Genomic DNA, 20,895 nt, shown 5'->3' with positions numbered 1-20,895 from the left:
CTGTATGTTTTCTTCGAATGCCGGTCTGATTTACTCTTGTCGGCAGGCGAAGGTCGGAAGAGTTCGAGAAGACTATTCTTCTTCCGATTCTGTTTCTTCGACGACTTCTTCTTCTGTTTCGTCATCGTCAGCCGGAACGAAGTCTTCTTCGTCCTCAACGCTGAGCGAATCTGTATCCACAACCGTCGATGCTACGGTCTGACGCGTACGCAGGTCCCATGTGTTTTTCGGCAGGGAAGCGAAGCGGCCGTCAATGGACAGGTCGCTGTAAAACTGTGCGATGTTGTCATCGGCCTGAGAAGGGGTAAATCCCATTCTCTCTTCTACGATGTGCCAGAGGTCCATGAACTGCATGGGCTTCTTTTCATCGGTTAAAATGTCGAACGCGTTATCGATCATAGATTTTTTCATACGATTATCTCCTCGTGATCACAAATTACATGGATTCAGGTGCGGATACACCAATCAGACTCAGAGCGTCGGCCAGCACAATGCGGGTTGCCTGCAGCAGACCAAGACGCTGAGCGCTGAGTTCGTGGTTAGACGGGTCGTTGACTTTGCATGCGGAATAAAAGCTGTGGAACTTCGAAGCGAGGTTCTGAATATAATGCGAAATCTTGTGAACCTGTCGGGTGCGAGCGGTCTGTTCGATGACGTTCGGATACTGAGCCAGAGTTTTGAGAAGATCAATTTCCTTCTCGTGAACGAGGCCTTCATAAGACTGTACGGTCGGATAGTTTTCACTCTGAGCGGCTTTCAGAATCGAACAGATTCGTGCATGCGCGTACTGCGCATAGTAAACCGGGTTTTCGTTGGACTGAGCAACGGCGAGATCCAGGTCGAAGTCGAGATGACTGTCGAGGGCTCTGCTGCTGAAAATGTAGCGGGCTGCGTCCACGCCAACCAGATCGACGAGGTCCATGATCGTCCAGGCATTTCCTAAACGCTTGGACATCTTGACTTCTTCTCCGTTGCGGACCAGACGAACCATCTGAATGATATCCACATCCAGTTTATCCGGGTCATTTCCCATAGCGGCCATGGATGCCTTTAAACGAGGAATATAGCCGTGATGGTCGGCACCAAAGAAATCGACCAGCTTGTCAAAGCCGCGTTCGCACTTGTCGTTATGGTAGGCGATATCCGGAACCAGATACGTCAGCGAACCATCCTGCTTGCGCAGAACACGGTCTTTGTCGTCGCCAAAGTCCGTTGTGCGAAACCAGAGTGCCCCGTCTTGCTCATAGGTATAACCGTTTCGCTCCAGAATCTCAAGAGCCGTGTCCACTTTTCCAGCGTCGCGTAAAGCCTGTTCGGAAGTCCATACATCGAAGTGAACACGGAAGCGGTCCAGGTCATGACGGATCTTGTCCAGCTCGTAGGCAATTCCCTCTTTTCTGAAGAAATCGAGGGTTTCCTTCGTCGGTTCGAGATAGACATTCGGGTGCTCGCGGGCAATTTCTTCGGCTTTGACTTTAACGTCTTCGCCCATGTAGCCGTCCTGACCGATTTCGGCTTCCTGGCCATGCGCCTGCGCATAGCGGGCCCATAAGGACTGCGCCAGATTGGCAATCTGGTTTCCTGCGTCATTGACATAGTATTCGCGGGTTACGTCATAGCCGGCTTTCTTCATAACGCGCGAAGCGGAATCGCCCCACGCCGCGCCGCGGGCATGACCAAGGTGCAGATCGCCGGTCGGGTTGGCGGAAACGTATTCGAGATTCACGCGGATGCCGTTGGGTTCAAACTGTCCGTATTCCGATTCCTTTTCCAGAATCGTCGGGATGACGCGGGAATACTGATCTTTTTTCATCGTGAAGTTGATGAAGCCGGGTCCGGCAATTTCGGCGCTTTCGATGGAATCGTCATCGAGCGCAGCAACCAGTTCCTGCGCAATAATCAGCGGCTTTTTGCGGAGGGTACGCGCCAGCTTCATCGCCAGGTTTGTCGCATACTCGCCCTGTTCTTTTCGTTTGGGAATTTCAATGGTAATTTCCCCGGGCTCCAGGCTCAGATCCCAGGCTTTTTTTGCGGCGGACGCCAGAGCGTTGGCCAGCTGCAGATCCATAGCAGACATATTGTTCACTCCTTCATGCCAGTTTTATGTCATCCGGTCCGCCCTGAGGGGGCAGCCGGTTCGTGTTCGATAAAACAGAAGTCTTCGCTTTGCAGTTCAAACTGAAATTCAGCTTCTTCTTCAATTTTGTAGCTCACCAGAATCCGATGCGGTTCGCGGACAATGCGCACATCGCTCAAGACGGCTTCCAGTTCGCCGAATTCGCTGAAAATTCGCACCCGGCCCTTGCCGGAATCAAACAGGGAAAGCACGCTCAGCGCTTCCTGCTGATTTTCAATCACAATGCCTTTCGGAAGAATTTTCCAGACGCAGTGACAGTCCTCGGCTTCCATGGTGACAAAAATTCCTTTGTTCTTTTCTTCAAACTCCGCTTCTCCTTTAAAAATCTCGGTTTTCGCAGTGAGTTCGCATAAAGCGGCTTGACTTTTCATAGCGAAGAAAAGTTTAACATACAGATTCTTCTTTTCAACGGATTACCCATCTCTCCGGCTTTATTCATCGTGAAAATCCGCCCATACACGCCTCGTCTGCCCCTCTGCGCAAAATCCCGTTTTCTCGCGGGAAGAAGGACCGCTGCAGAAAACGGGAAAAGACAGACTCAACAGGTATGCCAGACAGGCTTGCCGTCCGAATACAGGCGGCGTTTACGAAGAAGCGGTGTGGACTTCCTTGGGGAAATACACACGGATCTGCTGGGGATTTTTCATTTCCAGCAAAGACCGCACCACCACCGAACAGTCCGAAAGCGGAAGCAGTCTCTCCTGGTCAAGAACGAGAATCGGCTTGGACTGCTCTTCCTGATACGGCAGAAATTCTTCCAGTCGAATCGGTTTAAGATGAACATAGTAATCCGGATCAAAACTCGCTTTTCGCGTCTTTTCGCGAATGGCTTCGATTCGCTCGGGACTAGCTTCGTTTTCCCAGCGCGGCAGACGCCGATCGCATATGCGATGGGCCAGATCGGCAAGAATGGGATCCTTGGCGGATTTCGCCGCTCCGATTTCGCTGATCAGAACGTAATCGTCCAACTGCAGAAAGCGCTCCGGATCAAAGGGCTGATCAAATACAGGCTCGAGCGCTTTCGATCCGTATTCTTCAAAGTTTTCCTGACGCAGTCTGGCATAGCGCGCAAAGAAAGCCTGAACGAGCAGATCGTAGCCAAACGCATCGGGATGGAGATACACCTGCCAGTACATCTGATAGCGGCCCATGATGTAGTCTTCGACCGAATGGACGCCGCTTTTTTTAATGCACAGACGGCCGTCCTTCACACGCAGAGTACGCAGTATGCGTTCCAGATCGAAGCGGCCGTAGCTCGTTCCTGTTTCGTAGGCGTCGCGAAGCAGATAGTCCATGCGGTCGCAGTCGAGCTGCGAGCTGATCAGATCTTCCAGAAGCGCGCAGCCGGATCGATGCTCCAGAATGGCAGCCACCATGGCGGGCAGTTTCGGATTTTCCCCGGTCAGAATTTTATACACTTCGCCTTCGGGGTTCGTAATCAGACGGCACGTAACGGCCTCATGGTGAATATGGGAGATCGCCTCATAGCTGTGCGAAAGCGGTCCGTGACCCAGGTCGTGCAGGAGCGCCGCGCAAAGCGCCGCGGTCTGTTCGAATTCATCGAGCGTATCCGTCACGCCGGGCACTTCGTTCAGAATGCGCCGGCAGATTTCATACACGCCCAGACAGTGGGAAAAGCGGGAATGTTCCGCGGTATGGTAAACCGCCATAACGCCCCCTAGCTGATGAATGCGGCGCAGACGCTGAAATTCCGGCGCGTCGAGAAGCTTCCAGACGACCTGCAGATCAATATGGATATAGCCGTGGACGGGATCGCGCAAAACGCGCGTCTCATTCAGCCGGCGCATCATAGTCTTTTTTCTCTTCGCGCAGCACTTCAAACATCAGAAGCGCTTTTTCCTTGGACGCCTGTTTCGGCGTATCGAGCACCCTCACTTCCAGAAGCCGGTTGCCAAACTCCATGCAGATCACATCGCCTTCTTCGACTTCGCTCGACGGTTTCGCCGTGCGTCCGTTGAGCTGAATGCGTTTTTGAAGGGCAAGTTCCTTAGCGGCTTCGCGGCGTTTGAGAATGCGCGCGGTTTTCAGATATTTATCAAGTCTCATGGTTTACCCCTTTCGAAAGAGCGGATCGGACAGGACCGAAATCACCTGTTTGAGCTGAGCCATATAGTTTTTCTTTTTCGGCAGGCTGACCTGAATTCGTCCATTTTTGAAGGTGAGCGCGATTTCCTTGGAAAGAGCGTTCATGGCTTCAAACAGCTTGAGGCCGTCTTCGTTCCGGCTCCAGGATGCGCTCATGACAATCTGAATCCGGCTGTTCTGTTCGCTGACTTCATCGACGCCTGGACGCGAAGCGAACAGATCGAGGCGCTTGGCATCGAACAGAGCCTGCACTTCCTTTGGAATTTTTCCGAACAGGTCGGCCGTTCGGAATTCAAAGTCTTCGAGTTCCTTTTCGGTGCGAATGGCCCGGATTTCCTGGTAGAGCGCCAGCTTGTCGCCGTCGTTATCCGAGAATTTTTCCGGAATATAGCCCTGAATCTGCACATTCGCGCTTCTGGCGCTGTCGGCTTCCGCCGTTTCTTCGGCTTCTTTCAGTTCTTCATCGACCGGCTGACCCGCGGCTGCCTTCTTGCGGGCGATGGCATCGGAAAGCATGTCGAGGTACAGATCGAGACCGACGGAATCGATAAATCCAGCCTGTTTTGGACCAAGCATGTCGCCGGCACCACGGATCGTCAAATCGCGCATCGCGATTTTGTAGCCGGAACCGAGCTGCGTGAATTCCTTGATCGATTTCAGACGCTTCGTCGACTCTTCGCTCAGCTGCTTGTCCGGCGTTACAAGCAGATAGCAGTACGCCAGTTTTTCCCGTCGGCCAACACGGCCGCGAATCTGATACAGCTGGGCCAGACCGAAACGGTCTGCGTTTTCGATAATGATCGTGTTCGCGTTGGCGATATCGAGTCCCGTTTCGATAATCGTCGTGCAGACGAGCACCTGATATTTACCGCGCGCAAATTCTGTCATGACGTCTTCAATCTGTTCACGGCTCATTTTTCCGTGGGCAACGCCAATGGAAATATCCGGGAATTTCTGCTGAAGCTCATGCGCCTTGAGGTAAATGTCTTCGACACGGTTGTGCAAAAAGAACACCTGGCCGCTGCGGGAAAGCTCGCGCTGAATGATTTCTTCCACTACCGGACCGCGCTCTTCCATAACGTACGTCTGGATCGGATGACGGTGCGCCGGCGGAGTGGTCAGCTGGGAAATGGTGCGAACGCCGATCAGCGACATCTGCAGCGTCCGCGGAATCGGGGTAGCCGAAAGCGCCAGCACGTCGATCGAGTTTTTCATTTCCTTGATTTTTTCCTTGTGACGAACGCCAAAGCGCTGCTCTTCGTCAATGATCAGAAAGCCAAGATCCTTAAAGCTGACGGTATTGGACAGCAGCCGGTGCGTACCGACGACAATATCGATCTGTCCGTTTGCCAGATCTTCCCGGATCTTTTTCATTTCCTTTGTGGAAATGAAGCGGTTGACCAGCGCGATGCGCGCTCCGGTCGGTTCAAAACGTTTTAAAAGCGTCTGGTAGTGCTGCATGGAAAGAATGGTAGTCGGGCAAAGGAACGCCACCTGCTTGCCGGCGCAGATCGCCTTATAGGCACAGCGCATGGCCACTTCGGTTTTTCCATACCCGACGTCGCCGATCAGCAGATGGTCCATCGGCTTGGCCTTTTCCATCTCGGCTTTAATTTCCGCCGTTGCCTGCAGCTGGTCGGGCGTGGATTCGTATTCAAACGATTCATCAAATTCCCGCTCGAGCGCGTCGTCTTTCGGGAACGCAAATCCAATGTCTTCCGTACGGGCGGCATACAGTTCGACCAGACGCCCGGCGATTTCTTCGACTTTCTGGTTAACCTTCTTTTTCGTCTTTTCCCATTCGCCGGTGCCCAGCTTGGACAGCTTGACTGCACCGTCCTTGGACACGTACTTGCGGATCAGCTGGAACTGAGAAAGCGGAACGAAGAGGTTTTCGTTGCCGCGGTACATAACGTGCAGATAGTCCTGCTTGACTCCGTTCTGCTCGCGGGTTTCCACGCCGATATACTGTCCAATTCCGTATTCCGCATGGACGATATAGTCGCCGGCCTCAAGTTCCATAATGTTATTGAGCGCATTCGAACGGGAGAACGTCTTCTGATACGGCACTTTACGGTTCAGATGCGAGAAAATTTCACGGCGCGTATACACCATATAATCCGGGGTCCGAAAGCCCTGATAAAAAATCGGATCGGTCAGCTTCAGTGAAGAAATATCGATCTTTTCCTTAAGCAGATCGACGTCTTCGCGCTCGAGCGCAAAATAGACATTGTCCTTTCTGGCTTCTTCAAGAACCCACTGCCGGTAGTTCAGACCCGGAGCGTCGATGTTTTCAATTCCCGACTGGACGGGATGATCGTGATCCAGGAACGTATGAATTTTGAGCGGCTCGGACTTCTTTTCGAGTTTGTACAGATCATGAAACAGGATGTATCTGGGCAGCGCGTGGAAATCTTCGACTTCTTCCTGCATGAACTGCACGTTATCCTGCACAGTCTTTTTCGCATTTTCTTCTACGCCTTCCACTGTGGAGAATACGGTCATCGCGTCCGGCGCATAATCGAGAACGGAGGCGCTGTCGAGCCAGGCGTAGTAGCGGTACAGATGAGGCTGCGGATCGTGCGTTTCGATCGCTTCCAGATCCTTTTCGATCGCATCCCGTAAAAATTCCTGCCCCGCCGGATCTGTGCGTTTCAGCTGTTCTTCCAGTTTGACCGGCAAAATTTCCTTAAGTTTTTCAATCTGTTCGTCGCTGAACAAAATATCGCTGGCCGGAACGAGCACCGCTTCATCAGTGGCGCGGATCGTCCGCTGGGTATCCGGGTTAAAGAAGCGGATGGAGTCGATTTCCGTATCAAAAAATTCGATACGGATCGGATCCGGGTAATTCAGCGAGTAAACATCGAGAATGCCGCCGCGGGAAGCAAAGCTTCCCGGGGTCTGCGCGTAGTTGACGTGCGCATAGCCGATACACAGCAGATGCTCCATGAGCGCTTTTCGAGAAAGCGTCTGCCCGGTACGAATGGTCAGGCAGCTTTCGTCAAAGTAGTTCACATCCGGCAGAAAGCGGGTGTAGGCAGCGGTATTGGTAATGATGATTTTTGGAAAGTCCTGACGCATCTGCACGAGAGCGGACAGCTGGCCTTCCCTCTCTTCGGGAGACGCTGCGATCGCCTGCAGACGCAGAGACTCATCCATGACGAAAAGTACGACTTCCTGCAGCAGCATCGCCAGACGACGGTACAGCTGCTGGGCTTCGTACTTATTTTTCTTCACAACAATGCGTGTTTTTCCATCCTGAAGGAAAGCAGCGGCCAGAAGCAGCGCTTCTTCCATCTCCCCGAGGTTGCCGACATTTCCATGAATCGACATCATTTCCTTTGTAACGGGATTGGCTTCGATGGAATTCAGAATGGGATTGATATTCTGGTCGGAAAGCATGGCCTTACTCCTTACTGTTCGGATTTATTCTGTCTATCCAGTGTTTCTTCTCTCTGATAGGTATACGAAGCGGATGCATTCTGAGATGCTTCCTGTGCGGCGAGCGCTTCTTTTTTCAGCTGCTCGGCGATGGCAGAGTCCGAAAGACTCCGGCCGGTCTCTTCCTGATAAAGAACATCCTTTTTTCCGGAATGGAACGTCTGCGCGTTCTGCTTTTTCAGCGCGGCGGCGAGCTTTTCGGCTTCCGGGTCGCTCTTTTTCTTTTTCGGCTTCACGTTGTAGCGATTCATCGCCTGGGTAAAGCCGTGATCAATGGAAAACCAGGCCGCTTTGACCGCCTGATCAATCGCCGCGTTCAGATCGTCCATTTCATCAGCGCGAAAGCGGGTCAGCACATAATCAATAATCTTAATTTTCGGATCCCGGCCGATGCCGACGCGGATCCGGTCAAAATCCTGTCCCATCGCCGCGCTGATTACGCTTTTCATTCCGTTATGACCGCCGGCGGATCCGGACGGCTTCAGACGGATGGCGCCTACCGGGGTATCAAGATCGTCATAAATGACCAGAAGATCCTTCGGTTCAATTTTGAAAAAGTCCATGCAGGCGCGAACGGCGAAGCCGGAGTTGTTCATATACGTCATCGGCTTCAGCAAAATAACGTCTTCCCCCTTGATGCGGGTTTTGACGTACTGGGCTTCAAATTTGTTTTTATTGATCTCCACGCCGGCTTTTTCGGCCAGCCGGTCCATGACCATAAACCCGGCATTGTGCCGGGTACGCGAATATTTTTCGCCTGGATTTCCCAGGCCGACAATCAGTTTCATAAATTTCTCCTTTTGCCGGGATCCGGCACGATACAAAGATCCGCTTGCTGCGCAAATTGCGCTGTGCTTCGGCTTGTTTCTGCTTCCTGTTTCGGCTTCGTTTTCGATGTTCCTATCTTATGCTTTTTCCCATGGAATACATGAAAATTCGCTTTTGCCAGATTGAAGACAAACCCTGTCAAATCGATGAATGCCAGCACCTCTGCCTGCGATCCGGATTGAAAACGAAGTTCTGTCCATTTATTCCCCATACCGTCTTGTCTTTTGAAGACAGTATTCTTTTTATAAATAAATTAGTTATAACTTTAACAGAATTTGAAATAGTCATGAAACAGAAAAAGACCACGTTTTCGGTCTTTATAGACATTGATTTAAATGTACTTCGATATAATCAGAATGTCAGCTGACTGTTTAAACACTATTCATGCATGAATGTATGAAAGAGGTGAAGAAATGCCAAACAAGCGATTTACGCTGGAACAGATTATTGCGCTTCAGGGTAATCCGTACACCCAGCGCGTGACAAACGATACCATCGAATTCACCCAGGTGTTCTGTCTGATGTATGTGCGCCTGCGCACACGCCATGCCACGCCGGAAGATATCCTTCTGACGCTGGGCTACAATCCAGAATTCATCGGGAAAGAGCGGATGATCGCCATGGATCAGCGGCTGCGCGGATCGCTGGAGTATATTCTGAGTCCGGAAGACAAAGAATTTTAAAAAGGAAAAAGAGTTCTGTATACGGCAGAAATCCAGAAACGGATTTCTGCCTTTCTGATTTTCTCTGTCCTTTTCCTGTTTCCTGTCGTTTTTCCTGCTGCTTTCGAATCTGCACAAAAAAAGGGGAAGCAATCCCCTTTTCTTTCGGAATTCATTTGGCGTAAATCGGATTATTCAGCGGGCTCGCTGACTTTTCCGGGCGTATACAGAATATGAATACGGCGTTCCGGTCCTTCGCCATGCGACTTGGTGGAAATGTCATCCATATCGCTCAGGGCGTTATGAACGGCTTTTCTTTCATCGGCAGGCATCGGTTCAAGAACCGCGTCCACTTTCGTGCGGCGTACGTCACGGGCAACGCGGATCGCCATGCGTGCGACTTTTTCGTAGCGCTCTTCCTTATAGCCGTTGACGTCGATCATCAGACGGATATGTTTCTTGAAGACCGCGCTGGCCGCGGAACGAACGAGGACGGTGAAATCCTGAAGCGTTCTTCCCTGACGTCCGATCAGAACCGCATTGGCGTTCGTATCGACAGAAATACGATAGAAGCCGGTGTCATCGAGTTCGATCGAGACGGTTCCATCCATTTCGGCGTTGTCAAAATAGGTCTGAATGTAGTCGTGAAGGAAAACGATAATGTCGCTTTCGGCCCAGGCTTCAATGGTGATCGTCCGACCGAGACCGAGGAAGCCAGACTTTTCTTCTACAACGGTATACGTGAGTTCTTCAACAGCCGCATTTTTCGCATTGCAGGCAGCGGCGAGAGCCTCATCGAGAGTTTTCCCGGAAAAACGATCAAATTCCATACTTTCCTATCCCTGCTTCTTTCTGTTTTTCAGAATGCCTTCGGTATCGCGTACTCTTTCTTCTTTTTCACGTTTTTCTCTCTGATTCAGCGAAATGTAGTGGCTGAGAACACTGGTGAAGGCACGGATAATGGACGAAACTAGCCAGTAGAAGGACATCGCAATCGGCCAGGAAATATACATGAAGGCGATCAGTGCCGTCGTCATGTACATGGTCATGTTCATGGTGTTGGCCATCATGCCGCCCGCTTTCGGTTCTTCCTTCTGGGCTTTGACACGGCCGGTTTTTACATCCAGCTTGCCAAGCCATTTCGGAATCTGCATCTGCAGGATGGACATGACGATCATCAGAATGTAGACGGTCATGATGCCCCAGTCGAGATGCTGAAAACCGGCCAGCGGCGTTTCCGACAGCGGCATGCCCATGAAGGAGCCGTATACGGTCGTTGCCGCACGCATGGTGGCGTAGAACATACCCATCATGACAGGCAGCTGAATGAACATAACGAGCATGCTTCCGAACGGATGAATGTCGTTATCGTTGTAAAGCTTCTGCATTTCCTGCGCCATCAGCATTTTCGAACGTTCGTCGTTCTTGCCTTCGTATTTGGCCTGCAGGCGCGTCATTTCCGGCTGGATTTCCTGCATGCGCTGCTGGGAAATCTGCGAACGGAACGTGAACGCAAAAATGAGCAGCTGGATCAGGAGCGTTGCCAGGATGATGCCCCAGCCGGCATCGGTAAAGCTGGCAAACAGGTTGATCAGCTGGGCGATCGGCCAGACGATCAGACCGTCGAACCATCCTCTCTTCCAGGAGGAGGACCAGCTGGTGGGTTCAATAGTTACTGTTTCTGATTCTGAAGATTCGACTTCGGCTTTCAGATCTTCATCCGTGATTTCGGAAATGTTGACCTGTTCCTTATTAATGGTCTCTTGGTTAAGAGCAATAATCTGGTCGAGTTTGGTTTTTCCGTCAGATCCTCGCGGGTTGGAACAGGCCGCAAGACCCAGGGATACCAGTACGCACAGAAACAGAATCCGTGATTTTTCAAGAAGCGATTTTTTCATGGGATCCTCTTTCGTATTTTAGGCGGGCCCGCTCATGCAGTTCAGAGAGCATCTTGTGTCTCTGTTCGTAATCCATCTTTAAAAAGGCAGGGCGGACAATAACAATGGAATCAAACGATTCGTCAAAGGTGAATACAGAATCGATCAGCGCGCGAAGCTGGCGTTTTACACGGGTGCGGACAACCGCTTTTCCAACTTTCTTGCCGACGCTGATCCCAACACGGGCATGTTCTTCCTTTTTCGGCGCCGTATACACAATCATGGCCGGGCAGACGAAGGACTTCCGTTTGGAAATGATGGATGAGAACTCTGCATTCTTAAGGATTCTCTGATGTTTCTTCATTGACTCAGACAGAGAAAAAATCACCTTTGCAGGTGATTTATTAAGCGGATAAAACCTTTCTGCCTTTAGCTCTTCTTCTTGCTAATACTTTGCGTCCGCCTTTGGTAGCCATACGAGCGCGGAAGCCGTGAGTTCTCTGGTGTTTGATTTTACTTGGCTGATAAGTACGTTTCATGTCGACTCAGTTCCTTTCGTTCTATAAGAGTGATTCTTATTTTCTTATTAATTGCGCATGTCACTATATCATGATGAAAAAAAGGATGTCAACGCGCACGAAGCCGTTTCAGGGGGTGATTTTCTTAAAGGTCCTTTTCATTCATGCGAAATATAAAAGAAAAATGGATTGCGCAGCTTGATCGATTCCTATCTGTTCACCGCTAAACAGCAGCGATCCTGTATCGTGGCAATCTGTAAACAAGGATAACAGAAACGACACGCGCAATCACCTGTAAACAGGCGGTTTTTCCAATTTTTTTCGCCTTTTTTTCGGATTCTTCCCCCCACAGACCCCGGCAGGTCCTGCCTGCACCCGAAAATACAGCGGTGATCTTCTTTTCTGTGGATTGTCAGCATTTCTGCTTCGTCCCGATTCCTATTTTATTATCTGTATATTTTCAGCGCAGTATTCTCGCCGCTGTTCGTTCTGCTCTTCTTTCGGTTCTCGATCCAGCCGGATCTCCATGCATCCGCACAGCCTTCTTTTTCCCTGTCTCTCCCTGTTTCTTATCCCCCGTTTCTTATCCGCCTGTCTCTTTTCCAGATGCAGTCTTCCATTCTTTCTTTCCCCCTCTCCTCTTTCTGGAACTGTCTGTTCAGGTGATGTTTAAAAGCCGCAGATTCGTCTGCGGCTTTTTTGCGATGGTCTGGTTCGTCCGCCCTGAATCGGCGTGACTTGCAGTTATCCCCCGTCTGGGTGGAAAGCGGGGACGGTTCGATTACGGACTGGGAGCGTATGGCAGTTCTCCCTCTGTTTTCATACCCGCATCTTCCGGTTGGGGCCTTCTTCGGGTTATCCCCGTTATCCACCGTTTGCGGGGGATTGTGCAGGATTTCGTCAAAAACGGGGGACTGCCTTTGGAAAAGCGGCTTTTTTTCCGTAAATCCAGGGGAAAATCCCCGCTTTTCGGGGGATATGCGCGTTATCCCCCAGTTATCCACAGGTTATCCACATCCTGTCCCCATCCCTTTTCCCCGCGTTTCAAAGCAATGAGGACAATTACCCGAAACTGGGAGATTCTTTGCGTGCTTTCCCCCTGTGCATTTTGGTTATCCCCGCGCTGTCCCCCGAAAAGATATCCCCGGAAAGGGGAATGCTGCGCACAATCCCCCATGGGGGATAACTCGGATTTCTCCTTTAGCTATGGAGGATTGGATTCAGCCTGGGCGGGGATACAGCCTGCGGGCTCTGCACAATTTGCTGAAGTTATCCACCATTGTCCCCATTGGGGATAATTTTCCGTTTCTAGGTGTGCCAAAGAGTTATCCCCCAAAAACAGGGGATAATGCGAATAGCCACACGTCCCGAATGGAATAAAATCGGTTATGATAAACATCCAGGTGGAAAGGATGGATTCAATATGGATTCCTCGATCAATCAGTACTGGGATCAGACGCTTTCGATGATTCGCACCAGCCAGTATTTCGACGAAAGCACACTTACATGGATCTCAAAGACTTCGCTATTTAAAATCGAGAACGGAAAGGCCTACCTGACCTATCGAAATATCATTGCTTCCAATCTGATCAAGGATAATCTGTCGCTGTTTGAAGATACTCTTTCCCAGATCTGGGGATCGACGCTTCAGATCGAACTCATTTCCCAGCGGGAGATGGAGCAGATGATGCCGGACGAAGCGCTGAAAATTCGAACCAATAAGCTGGTAGACCGCCCTTTTGACAAGGCGTATACTTTTGATTCCTTTGTCTCCGGCCCCAGCAACCAGGAAGCGCTGGCTGCCTGCCGGCTGGTCACACGGGAAAACCGCTTCAACCCCCTGCTGATTTACGGCAGTTCCGGTCTGGGCAAAACGCACATGCTGAATGCGGTGGGCAACTACCTCGCCGTTCACCGGCCGGAATGCAAGGTCAATTATTTTTATGCGGGCGATCTGGTCAGCCTCATGCTGGAAGCGATGCGCTCCAAAAACCCCTCTTCCAATGCGGTGGATGTGGTCAAGGCTCAGCTGATCGACTGCGACTTTTTTCTGGTGGATGACATCCAGAACCTGCGCAGTGCGTCCTGCCAGGAAGTGTTCTTTACCGTCTTCAATGAATTAATACGTTTAAATAAGCAGATTATTCTGACATCCGACGTGCATCCTTCGGAAATTCCGACGCTGACGAAGCGTCTGATCAGCCGCTTTCAGTCCGGTCTTACCGTAAGCATCAAAAAACCGGGCACGGAAACGGCCAAACTGATTCTGAAAAAGAAACTCGACGGGCACGAACAGGTGCAGCCCATCGATGAAGATGTTCTGGATTTTCTGGCCGTCAGCTATTCGCATGACGTCCGCGCACTGGAGGGCGTGCTCAACCGTCTTTTATTCAACGCGACCCTTTTTGATCCGCCTTCCATTACGATGGAATTCACGATGGGCGTTCTGCGCGATGAGCCGGCTGTGGCCCCGACCGAAGAGCTCAGTCCGAAAACCGTCAAGAAAGCGGTCATCCGTCATTACGGTCTTTCGTACCAGGATCTCGAGGGCAAAAGCCGCCAGAAAAAAATTGTGCAGGCCAGACAGATCTGCATTTATCTGATGCGCGATCTGCTGGGGATTTCCTATTCCGCCATCGGCAAGGAAATCGGCGGACGCGATCATACGACGATTTCTTCGTCCTGTTCCCGCGTTCGCAAGCTGATCGATTCCGATCCAGCCTGGAAAGAGGCTGTAGATACGCTCCGAAAGAAAATCAGCGGGTAATCCACCGTTTTTGGGGGTTATCCCCGGCCTTTGCGGGTTATCCACAGACAATCCCCGCCCCGATTTTCCGTTTTTTCCCTTTATCTTTCGTATAAAGCTTTGAGTTATCCCCGTCTGGGGCATTCCTTATTGTTATTATTCTTTAATAAGAGAAGAAGAAAGGAACTTTCTCATGCGTTTTTCCATTAATCGTTCATACTTTGCCGACAAGCTCGCGACGGTTGCACACGCCATTCCTTCGGTTTCCCCGACCATCGCGCTGACCGGCGTTCTGATCCAGGTGTTTCCGGACTATATTGTTCTGACCGGATCCGATTCCAATCTGGCTATTCAGGTCGTCATTTCTCCCGATGAGAAAAACCAGCTCGTCATTGAAGAGCGCGGATCCATTATCATTCGCTGCTCCGCTCTGATCGAACTGACCCGCCGCATGAACGGCGATATCCTGCACGTCGAATCGATCGACGATACGCTGATTCGCTTTAATGGGCCTTCCGATTCCAAATTCGAACTGTTTGGGCGCGCCCCCAGCGAATACCCGGATCCCAATCTCACGCAGCCGGCGAAGCATCTGACGCTGCCGATTCATGCGCTGCAGGATATTTCCCGTCAGGTAGCCTTTGCGGCGGCAACCAACAGCCCGCGTGTCTATCTCAACGGCGTCAACCTGCGCATCAATGACCATAAACTGATCGCGACGGCGACCAATACGCTGGCGATGGCCCGCAAAATTGTACCGGTACAGACCGATGCGTCCGCCCAGGCGAACATCCCGGTCAAAGCCATCAGTCTCGTGGCTTCGCTTTTTGGAAGCGAAGGCGAATGCGATGTATATCTCGACCGTCAGCGCATTCAGTTCGTCAAGGACGATCTGCTTTTGCAGACGACGCTCTACGACGGCGTATTCCCCGACTGCGACCGGATTTTGCAGACGCATCCGACAACCCATATGATTCTCGATACGAATGAGTTCGAAGGCATGATGAGCCGTTCGATCATTTATACGGGCGCGCAGACTTCGGATTCTTCCGTCATTCCAGTACGCATGACCTATACTCCGGATCAGACGTTTGTCGAAGTTCTTTCCAGTACGCTCGGATCCTGCCGCCAGAATATTGAAAAGATGGAGATGGATGGAGAGTCGGGAAATATCGCGTTTAACGCGAGTTTGATGATCAATGGTCTGCGGGCGATTAAGGATCATGAAAAATTCAATCTCGGACTAAGCGGCGAACTCAAACCGCTCTACATCACCCTCCCGGATGACCCTTCCCTCGAACTGCTCTTTGTCGCCATGCGCAGCAACGTCTAGCGTTTCCTGTTTCCTGCATTTTTCATACGACGATTTATTTCTGTCCATACAAAAAACGAGCCGATGCTGCATGCTGCAGAGCACCGGCTCGTTTTTTTTTTGCACAGGAAAATCGAAAGCGTCCGCTAAGCCGAACGTCATCCGTTCGCATGCAGACCTGGAAGGCGCTCAAAAGGCTTAGAAAAGGCCTTTTTCCAGAAAACGAGGCGGCCCGTCGCCGCCTTGTCGAATTTGAGAAGCGATTTGCACCCTTCAAAGTCACAATATGTGCCCCATGCGAAGGATTCTTTCTCAAAAAAGCCGTTTAAAGGGCCGTAACGCTGAATTTTTGATTCATCGTATTTCCCTATGTTCCGGCGGTGATCTCTGTCCTGTGGAAAATAAAGGCTTTTTTTGATATAATTGAGCTTGAAGTGAGGTTCAAATATGAAGTTTAACCTGAAAGATGAATATATTACCCTCCAGCAGCTGCTGAAAGCCTGCAATGTCATTGACTCCGGCGGGCAGATCAAAGCGTGGCTGGCACAGAACGAAGTGCTCGTAAACGCAGAGCCAGAAAACCGACGCGGAAAGAAGCTTCGTTCGGGTGATGTCGTAGAAACCGGCAATATTCGGATTGAGATTGAATGAACATACAGAAGCTGAAGCTTTCTGACTACAGAAACTTCGAAACGGCTTCTTTTTCTTTTGATCCGGATACGATTCATATCTTTTGGGGAAAAAACGCGCAGGGAAAAACCAATCTTCTCGAATCCATTTACTTTTTAAGCCACCTGCGCTCGTGGCGAACATCAAAGACACTGTCCTTAATCCGGCACAGCCAGGATTCATTTGTGCTCGAAGGAACCATCGAAAACAAAGGCCGCCTCGAAAAGCTGAAAACGGTGTTTTCACAGGGGAAAAAATTTCTGTACCGCAATGACAAGCCGGTCCGCTCTTTTTCGGAGTTTGTCGGCATTCTCAATGCGGTTCTCTTTTCACCGGACGATCTGACCCTTTTTTCAGATTCGCCAAAGGAAAGAAGAAAAATGATCGATATGGAACTGGTGAAGCTTTCCCGTTCCTACACGTCGCTTCTTTCCCAGTTTCAGAAACTGCTCAAGGAACGTTCCGCGATTCTTAAATCGTGGAAACCCGATGAAATTCTGCTGTCGACCGTGACAGCCCAGATGATTGAGGCGCAGGCCGTGCTCATTGTGCAGCGGCGCGCCTTTATCACGCTTCTGGAACAGAAAGCCTCTGAAATCTTTCCTCGTTTTTCGCAGGGGAAGGAACAGCTCAGCATTCGCTACAAAACCTGTGTGGATCCCGATCAGGATATCCGCGAACAGCTCAGGCAGATTTATGACTCGACGCTTGAGCGGGATCGCCGCATGAAAACAACGTCCGCAGGCATCCACAAGGATGATCTTGAATTTTATCTTAACGGAAAGCTGATTACGCAGACCGCCAGCCAGGGCCAGAAACGATCGGTCATGCTGGCGCTGAAAATCGGACTTTGTCAGGTGATCCGGGAAAAGACCGGACAGAACCCCGTCCTGCTTCTCGATGATGTATTTTCGGAGCTCGACGAATCCCGCCGGCAGGGGCTCATCGCCTCTTTTCCGGAAGAAATTCAGATTTTTATTACCACGGCCGAACCCGTCTCCCCAGGCTGGTTCAAGCGGCCGGTCAAGTTTTATACAGTTGATCACGGCAAGATGAAGGAGGGAATATTTGATGTCTGAAACTGAAAACAAGTCGCTCGAGGCTTCTGTTCTTGAGTTCGACAAGCTTGAAGATGAAGCAATTCATGTCGATCATGCCTATACCGCCAACGATATCCAGGTTCTGGAAGGTCTGGAAGCGGTTCGTCTGCGTCCTGGCATGTATATCGGCTCAACGTCTTCGCGAGGTCTTCATCATCTCGTCTGGGAAATTGTCGATAACGGCATTGACGAATCCCTGGCCGGCTACGCCAGCCAGATTGATGTTGTCATTGAAAAAGACAATTCCATTCTCGTTCGGGATAACGGACGAGGCATGCCGGTAGGCATTCACCAGAAAACAAAAATCAGTGCGGTAGAAACCATTATGACCGTACTGCACGCCGGCGGAAAATTCGGCGGCGGCGCCTATAAAGTTTCCGGCGGTCTGCACGGTGTCGGTGCTTCCGTTGTAAACGCCCTTTCCGAGTGGCTCGAAGTCACCGTTGACCAGGACGGCAAACGCTACTACATCCGCTTTGAAAACGGCGGCCATACCGTGGCGCCGCTCAAGCAGATCGGAACGACCGAGCGTACCGGTACGACCGTACGCTTCAAACCGGATCCGAAAATCTTTACCGAAACGACTGAGTTCAATTTCGATGTGCTCGATTCCCGTATTCGTCAGCTCGCCTATCTGAACAAGGATCTGAAAATGACTCTCTGCGACGAGCGCGGCGAACATCCTGTCTGCAAGGAGTATCAGTACGAAGGCGGCATTATCGAATATGTCCGCCATCTGAACAAAGGCAAGGAAGTCATCTCCGACAAGGTAATTTACGCCGAGGGCGGACAGGACCACATTCTGGTCGAAGTCGCGGTGCAGTACAACCGGGATTACCAGAACCAGATTTACTCCTTCGTCAACAACATCAATACCCCTGAAGGCGGCTTCCATGAAGACGGCTTCCGTCTGGCCCTGACCCGTGTTCTGAACAAGTACGGGCGGGAAAACAACCTTCTGAAAAAAGACGAATCCCTCACGCAGGACGATGTCAAGGAAGGTCTGGCAGCGATCATTTCGATCAAGCATCCGGACCCGCAGTTCGAAGGACAGACGAAGACGAAGCTCGGAAACAGCGAAGTCCGCAAAATCGTTTCCAGCATTTTCGGCGACGCTCTTTACCGCTTCCTGATGGAAAACCCGACCGAAGCCAAGGCGATCGTTGAAAAAGGTCTCACAGCCGGCCGCGCGCGCATTGCGGCAGCCAAGGCCCGTGAAGCCGTACAGCGCAAATCGGGACTCGACGGCATCACTTCCCTTCCTGGAAAGCTGATGGACTGCTCGAGCCGCGATGCGAGTGAATGCGAAATCTTTATCGTCGAAGGTAACTCTGCCGGCGGCTCGGCCAAGATGGGCCGAAATGCCCGTACCCAGGCCATCCTGCCGCTGCGCGGAAAAATCCTCAACGTGGAAAAAGCCAGAGAAAACCGGATTTTCGCCAACGCGGAAATCAACTCGATGATCACGGCGTTCGGATGCGGATTTAAGGAAAATACGGACCTCTCCAAGCTTCGCTATCACAAGATCATCATCATGACCGATGCCGATGTCGACGGTTCGCACATCGCCACCCTCATGCTGACGTTCCTCTACCGCTTCATGAAGCCAGTTATTGAACACGGCTACGTCTATCTTGCCCAGCCGCCTCTGTACAAGATTCAGAAAGGCAAGCGCATGGACTACGCCTACAAGGAACAGGAAATGGATGCTCTGCGTGCCGAGTACAAGGACGGCTACAAAGTACAGCGCTATAAGGGTCTTGGTGAAATGGATGCCGAACAGCTCTGGGAAACGACTATGGACCCGGAACGCCGTATCCTCAAGCGTGTCACGATTGAAGACGCGATGATGGCGGACGATACCTTTGCCATGCTCATGGGCGAAGACGTCGAACCCCGTAAAGAATTTATTCAGAACAATGCGGAATACGCGACTCTGGATCTCTAGAAAGGAAATAAAGGAAATATCCATTTATGGAAGATAACGCAAATAAAACTCCCGAAGAAGATATTCTGGACGATTCCTTTTCTGATGAGGAAAGCCAGAAAGCCAGGGACGCGATTGAAGATATTGAAATCTCGAAAGAGATGAAAGATTCGTTTCTGGACTACTCCATGTCGGTTATCGTACAGCGCGCTTTGCCGGATGTACGCGACGGCATGAAGCCGGTTCACCGCCGGATTCTCTATGCGCTGGCAACCCTGGGCATTACCCCGGGCAGCGCCCACAAGAAAAGTGCCCGTATCGTCGGTGATGTTATTGGTAAATACCACCCGCACGGCGATACCGCCGTTTATGACGCCATGGTCCGCATGGCGCAGGACTTCTCTTATCGCTACCCGCTCGTTGACGGTCACGGAAACTTCGGTTCCCTGGACGGCGACGGCGCTGCGGCTATGCGATACACCGAAGCCCGCATGTCCAAGATTTCAACTGAAATGGTTGCGGATCTGAACAAGGAAACCGTCGACTTCATTGAAACGTATGACGGCGACGGTAAAGAACCGACGGTTCTGCCGTCCCGCATTCCGAACCTGCTGCTCAACGGTGCAGTCGGTATTGCGGTCGGCATGGCCACCAACATTCCGACGCACAACCTCACCGAAGTCGTCCGCGCCATTAAGGCGGTCATGGACGATCCGGAAATTTCCGTACCGGAACTGATGGAATATCTGCCCGGACCGGACTTCCCGACCGGCGGCATCATTCTTGGCCGCAAAGGCATTCGCGAAGCGTATGAAACCGGACGCGGCTCGATCACGATCCGTTCGAAGTACCGCATCGAAGATCTGCCCAACGGCAAGAAGCGTGTCATCTACTACGAAATTCCATACGGCATCAACAAGATGAAGCTGTACGAGAAGATGGCGCAGGTCATCCGCGAAAAGAAAGTCCAGGGCGTTACCTATCTGAACGATGAATCCAACCGTGAAGGTATCCGTATCGTCATGGATCTGAAAAAGGACGTTCAGGAAGATGTTGTCATCAACCAGATGTTCCGAGAAACGCCATTGCAGTCTACGTTTGGCATCAACATGCTGGCGCTTGAAAACGGAAGACCAAAACAGCTGACGATCCGCGAGATGATCATTGACTACGTCAAGCATCAGACGGATGTCATCGTCCGTCGGACCCGTTTCGACCTGAAGAAAGCGCAGGAGCGTCTGCACATTGTCGAAGGTCTGCGTATTGCGCTCGACCATCTCGATGAACTGATCAACCTGATCCGTTCCTCCCACAAGGAAGAAGCCGGTCTGATTGAAGATATGAACGCGCAGTTCGGTCTGGACGATCTGCAGTCCAAGGCGATCCTCGCCATGCAGATTCGCCGTCTGTCCGGACTGGAACGCGAGAAGATTGAAAACGAATACGAACAGCTGCTGGCCGCAATCGCGGACTTCAAGGATATCCTGGCCAACCACTCCCGCGTTCTCGATATCATTCGCAGCAACCTCGACGATATCGAAGCCAAGTACGGCGATGAACGCCGCACGGAAA

The 20,895-nt window shown here is 51.2% G+C and carries 18 protein-coding genes and 1 pseudogene; 7 read left to right on the top strand and 12 right to left on the bottom strand.

Going from position 1 to position 20,895, the window contains the following annotated elements; translation table 11 throughout:
* Positions 1-72 precede the first annotated feature (72 nt).
* The 8 genes and pseudogenes from rpoE to ACLUYS_RS00970 form a co-directional block, all read right to left on the bottom strand.
* Entirely contained in the window at positions 73-411 is a 339-nt protein-coding gene (rpoE, locus tag ACLUYS_RS01005; RefSeq protein WP_230266977.1) for a DNA-directed RNA polymerase subunit delta, read from the bottom strand.
* 25 nt (positions 412-436) lie between these two features.
* A complete protein-coding gene (gene argS / locus ACLUYS_RS01000) occupies positions 437-2,077 on the bottom strand; it encodes an arginine--tRNA ligase (protein ID WP_288340394.1) in 1,641 nt (546 codons plus the stop codon).
* 29 nt (positions 2,078-2,106) lie between these two features.
* A complete protein-coding gene (locus ACLUYS_RS00995) occupies positions 2,107-2,508 on the bottom strand; it encodes a hypothetical protein (RefSeq protein ID WP_288340392.1) in 402 nt (133 codons plus the stop codon).
* 213 nt (positions 2,509-2,721) lie between these two features.
* On the bottom strand, positions 2,722-3,948 hold the full coding sequence (locus tag ACLUYS_RS00990) for an HD domain-containing protein (protein WP_412658693.1): 1,227 nt from the start codon (positions 3,946-3,948) through the stop codon (positions 2,722-2,724).
* Positions 3,929-4,204, bottom strand: coding sequence for an RNA-binding S4 domain-containing protein (locus ACLUYS_RS00985; protein WP_230266973.1), 276 nt, complete (start codon positions 4,202-4,204; stop codon positions 3,929-3,931). Before ACLUYS_RS00985 ends, ACLUYS_RS00990 begins: the two co-directional genes overlap by 20 nt.
* 3 nt (positions 4,205-4,207) lie before the next feature.
* Positions 4,208-7,645, bottom strand: a complete 3,438-nt coding sequence (gene mfd / locus ACLUYS_RS00980; protein WP_412658691.1) for a transcription-repair coupling factor — start codon at positions 7,643-7,645, stop codon at positions 4,208-4,210.
* Positions 7,646-7,914: 269 nt separating this feature from the next.
* Positions 7,915-8,472: pseudogene (gene pth / locus ACLUYS_RS00975) on the bottom strand (aminoacyl-tRNA hydrolase); the annotation flags it as partial.
* Entirely contained in the window at positions 8,469-8,723 is a 255-nt protein-coding gene (locus ACLUYS_RS00970; protein WP_230266971.1) for a hypothetical protein, read from the bottom strand. The pseudogene pth and the gene ACLUYS_RS00970, both read right to left, overlap by 4 nt.
* Before the next feature lie 202 nt (positions 8,724-8,925).
* On the opposite strand from ACLUYS_RS00970, the gene ACLUYS_RS00965 reads away from it, so the two are divergent.
* The gene (locus tag ACLUYS_RS00965; RefSeq protein WP_230266970.1) at positions 8,926-9,195 is read left to right on the top strand and encodes an HTH domain-containing protein; all 270 of its coding nucleotides are present in this window, start codon (positions 8,926-8,928) and stop codon (positions 9,193-9,195) included.
* 170 nt (positions 9,196-9,365) lie between these two features.
* Here the strand turns inward: ACLUYS_RS00965 and ACLUYS_RS00960 are convergent, their stop codons facing one another.
* Genes ACLUYS_RS00960 through rpmH form a run of 4 tightly spaced genes read right to left on the bottom strand, consistent with a single transcriptional unit; the run spans position 9,366 to position 11,590 of the window.
* A complete protein-coding gene (locus ACLUYS_RS00960; protein ID WP_288338974.1) occupies positions 9,366-10,004 on the bottom strand; it encodes a protein jag in 639 nt (212 codons plus the stop codon).
* 6 nt (positions 10,005-10,010) lie between these two features.
* Positions 10,011-11,072: a YidC/Oxa1 family membrane protein insertase gene (locus tag ACLUYS_RS00955; protein ID WP_230266968.1), complete on the bottom strand. Its 1,062-nt coding sequence runs from the start codon at positions 11,070-11,072 to the stop codon at positions 10,011-10,013.
* Complete coding sequence (rnpA, locus tag ACLUYS_RS00950) at positions 11,053-11,415, bottom strand: ribonuclease P protein component (RefSeq protein WP_230266967.1); 363 nt, start codon at positions 11,413-11,415, stop codon at positions 11,053-11,055. The genes ACLUYS_RS00955 and rnpA overlap by 20 nt, the downstream gene beginning before the upstream one ends.
* 40 nt (positions 11,416-11,455) lie before the next feature.
* Positions 11,456-11,590: a 50S ribosomal protein L34 gene (rpmH, locus tag ACLUYS_RS00945; RefSeq protein ID WP_230225730.1), complete on the bottom strand. Its 135-nt coding sequence runs from the start codon at positions 11,588-11,590 to the stop codon at positions 11,456-11,458.
* Between the two features lie 1,402 nt (positions 11,591-12,992).
* On the opposite strand from rpmH, the gene dnaA reads away from it, so the two are divergent.
* The 6 genes from dnaA to ACLUYS_RS00915 form a co-directional block, all read left to right on the top strand.
* Positions 12,993-14,336, top strand: a complete 1,344-nt coding sequence (gene dnaA / locus ACLUYS_RS00940) for a chromosomal replication initiator protein DnaA (protein WP_230266966.1) — start codon at positions 12,993-12,995, stop codon at positions 14,334-14,336.
* 172 nt (positions 14,337-14,508) lie between these two features.
* Positions 14,509-15,648, top strand: a complete 1,140-nt coding sequence (gene dnaN / locus ACLUYS_RS00935) for a DNA polymerase III subunit beta (protein ID WP_230266965.1) — start codon at positions 14,509-14,511, stop codon at positions 15,646-15,648.
* A gap of 426 nt (positions 15,649-16,074) precedes the next feature.
* On the top strand, positions 16,075-16,278 hold the full coding sequence (gene yaaA / locus ACLUYS_RS00930) for a S4 domain-containing protein YaaA (protein WP_230266964.1): 204 nt from the start codon (positions 16,075-16,077) through the stop codon (positions 16,276-16,278).
* Entirely contained in the window at positions 16,275-17,375 is a 1,101-nt protein-coding gene (gene recF / locus ACLUYS_RS00925) for a DNA replication/repair protein RecF (protein ID WP_412658687.1), read from the top strand. Before yaaA ends, recF begins: the two co-directional genes overlap by 4 nt.
* Entirely contained in the window at positions 17,368-19,344 is a 1,977-nt protein-coding gene (gyrB, locus tag ACLUYS_RS00920) for a DNA topoisomerase (ATP-hydrolyzing) subunit B (RefSeq protein ID WP_230266962.1), read from the top strand. The genes recF and gyrB overlap by 8 nt, the downstream gene beginning before the upstream one ends.
* A gap of 140 nt (positions 19,345-19,484) precedes the next feature.
* Positions 19,485-20,895, top strand: a 1,411-nt coding sequence (locus ACLUYS_RS00915; RefSeq protein WP_412658702.1) for a DNA topoisomerase (ATP-hydrolyzing), incomplete at its 3' end; no start/stop codon positions are given.

Source organism: Allobaculum sp., from assembly GCF_047010065.1.
Taxonomy (GTDB): Bacteria; Bacillota_I; Bacilli_A; order Erysipelotrichales; family Erysipelotrichaceae; genus Allobaculum; species Allobaculum fili.
This window is presented reverse-complemented; position numbering and strand designations above follow the sequence as displayed.

What these genes read in the sequence shown, in the direction of transcription:
- ACLUYS_RS00960 (WP_288338974.1), bottom strand. Translation starts at nt 10,004, where the DNA reads ATGGAATTTGATCGTTTTTCCGGGAAAACTCTCGATGAGGCTCTCGCC.
- ACLUYS_RS00990 (WP_412658693.1), bottom strand. Translation starts at nt 3,948, where the DNA reads ATGATGCGCCGGCTGAATGAGACGCGCGTTTTGCGCGATCCCGTCCAC.
- recF (WP_412658687.1), top strand. Translation starts at nt 16,275, where the DNA reads ATGAACATACAGAAGCTGAAGCTTTCTGACTACAGAAACTTCGAAACG.
- rpoE (WP_230266977.1), bottom strand. Translation starts at nt 411, where the DNA reads ATGAAAAAATCTATGATCGATAACGCGTTCGACATTTTAACCGATGAA.
- mfd (WP_412658691.1), bottom strand. Translation starts at nt 7,645, where the DNA reads ATGCTTTCCGACCAGAATATCAATCCCATTCTGAATTCCATCGAAGCC.
- ACLUYS_RS00965 (WP_230266970.1), top strand. Translation starts at nt 8,926, where the DNA reads ATGCCAAACAAGCGATTTACGCTGGAACAGATTATTGCGCTTCAGGGT.
- yaaA (WP_230266964.1), top strand. Translation starts at nt 16,075, where the DNA reads ATGAAGTTTAACCTGAAAGATGAATATATTACCCTCCAGCAGCTGCTG.
- ACLUYS_RS00970 (WP_230266971.1), bottom strand. Translation starts at nt 8,723, where the DNA reads ATGGGGAATAAATGGACAGAACTTCGTTTTCAATCCGGATCGCAGGCA.
- rnpA (WP_230266967.1), bottom strand. Translation starts at nt 11,415, where the DNA reads ATGAAGAAACATCAGAGAATCCTTAAGAATGCAGAGTTCTCATCCATC.
- ACLUYS_RS00985 (WP_230266973.1), bottom strand. Translation starts at nt 4,204, where the DNA reads ATGAGACTTGATAAATATCTGAAAACCGCGCGCATTCTCAAACGCCGC.
- ACLUYS_RS00955 (WP_230266968.1), bottom strand. Translation starts at nt 11,072, where the DNA reads ATGAAAAAATCGCTTCTTGAAAAATCACGGATTCTGTTTCTGTGCGTA.
- rpmH (WP_230225730.1), bottom strand. Translation starts at nt 11,590, where the DNA reads ATGAAACGTACTTATCAGCCAAGTAAAATCAAACACCAGAGAACTCAC.
- argS (WP_288340394.1), bottom strand. Translation starts at nt 2,077, where the DNA reads ATGTCTGCTATGGATCTGCAGCTGGCCAACGCTCTGGCGTCCGCCGCA.
- dnaA (WP_230266966.1), top strand. Translation starts at nt 12,993, where the DNA reads ATGGATTCCTCGATCAATCAGTACTGGGATCAGACGCTTTCGATGATT.
- gyrB (WP_230266962.1), top strand. Translation starts at nt 17,368, where the DNA reads ATGTCTGAAACTGAAAACAAGTCGCTCGAGGCTTCTGTTCTTGAGTTC.
- ACLUYS_RS00995 (WP_288340392.1), bottom strand. Translation starts at nt 2,508, where the DNA reads ATGAAAAGTCAAGCCGCTTTATGCGAACTCACTGCGAAAACCGAGATT.
- dnaN (WP_230266965.1), top strand. Translation starts at nt 14,509, where the DNA reads ATGCGTTTTTCCATTAATCGTTCATACTTTGCCGACAAGCTCGCGACG.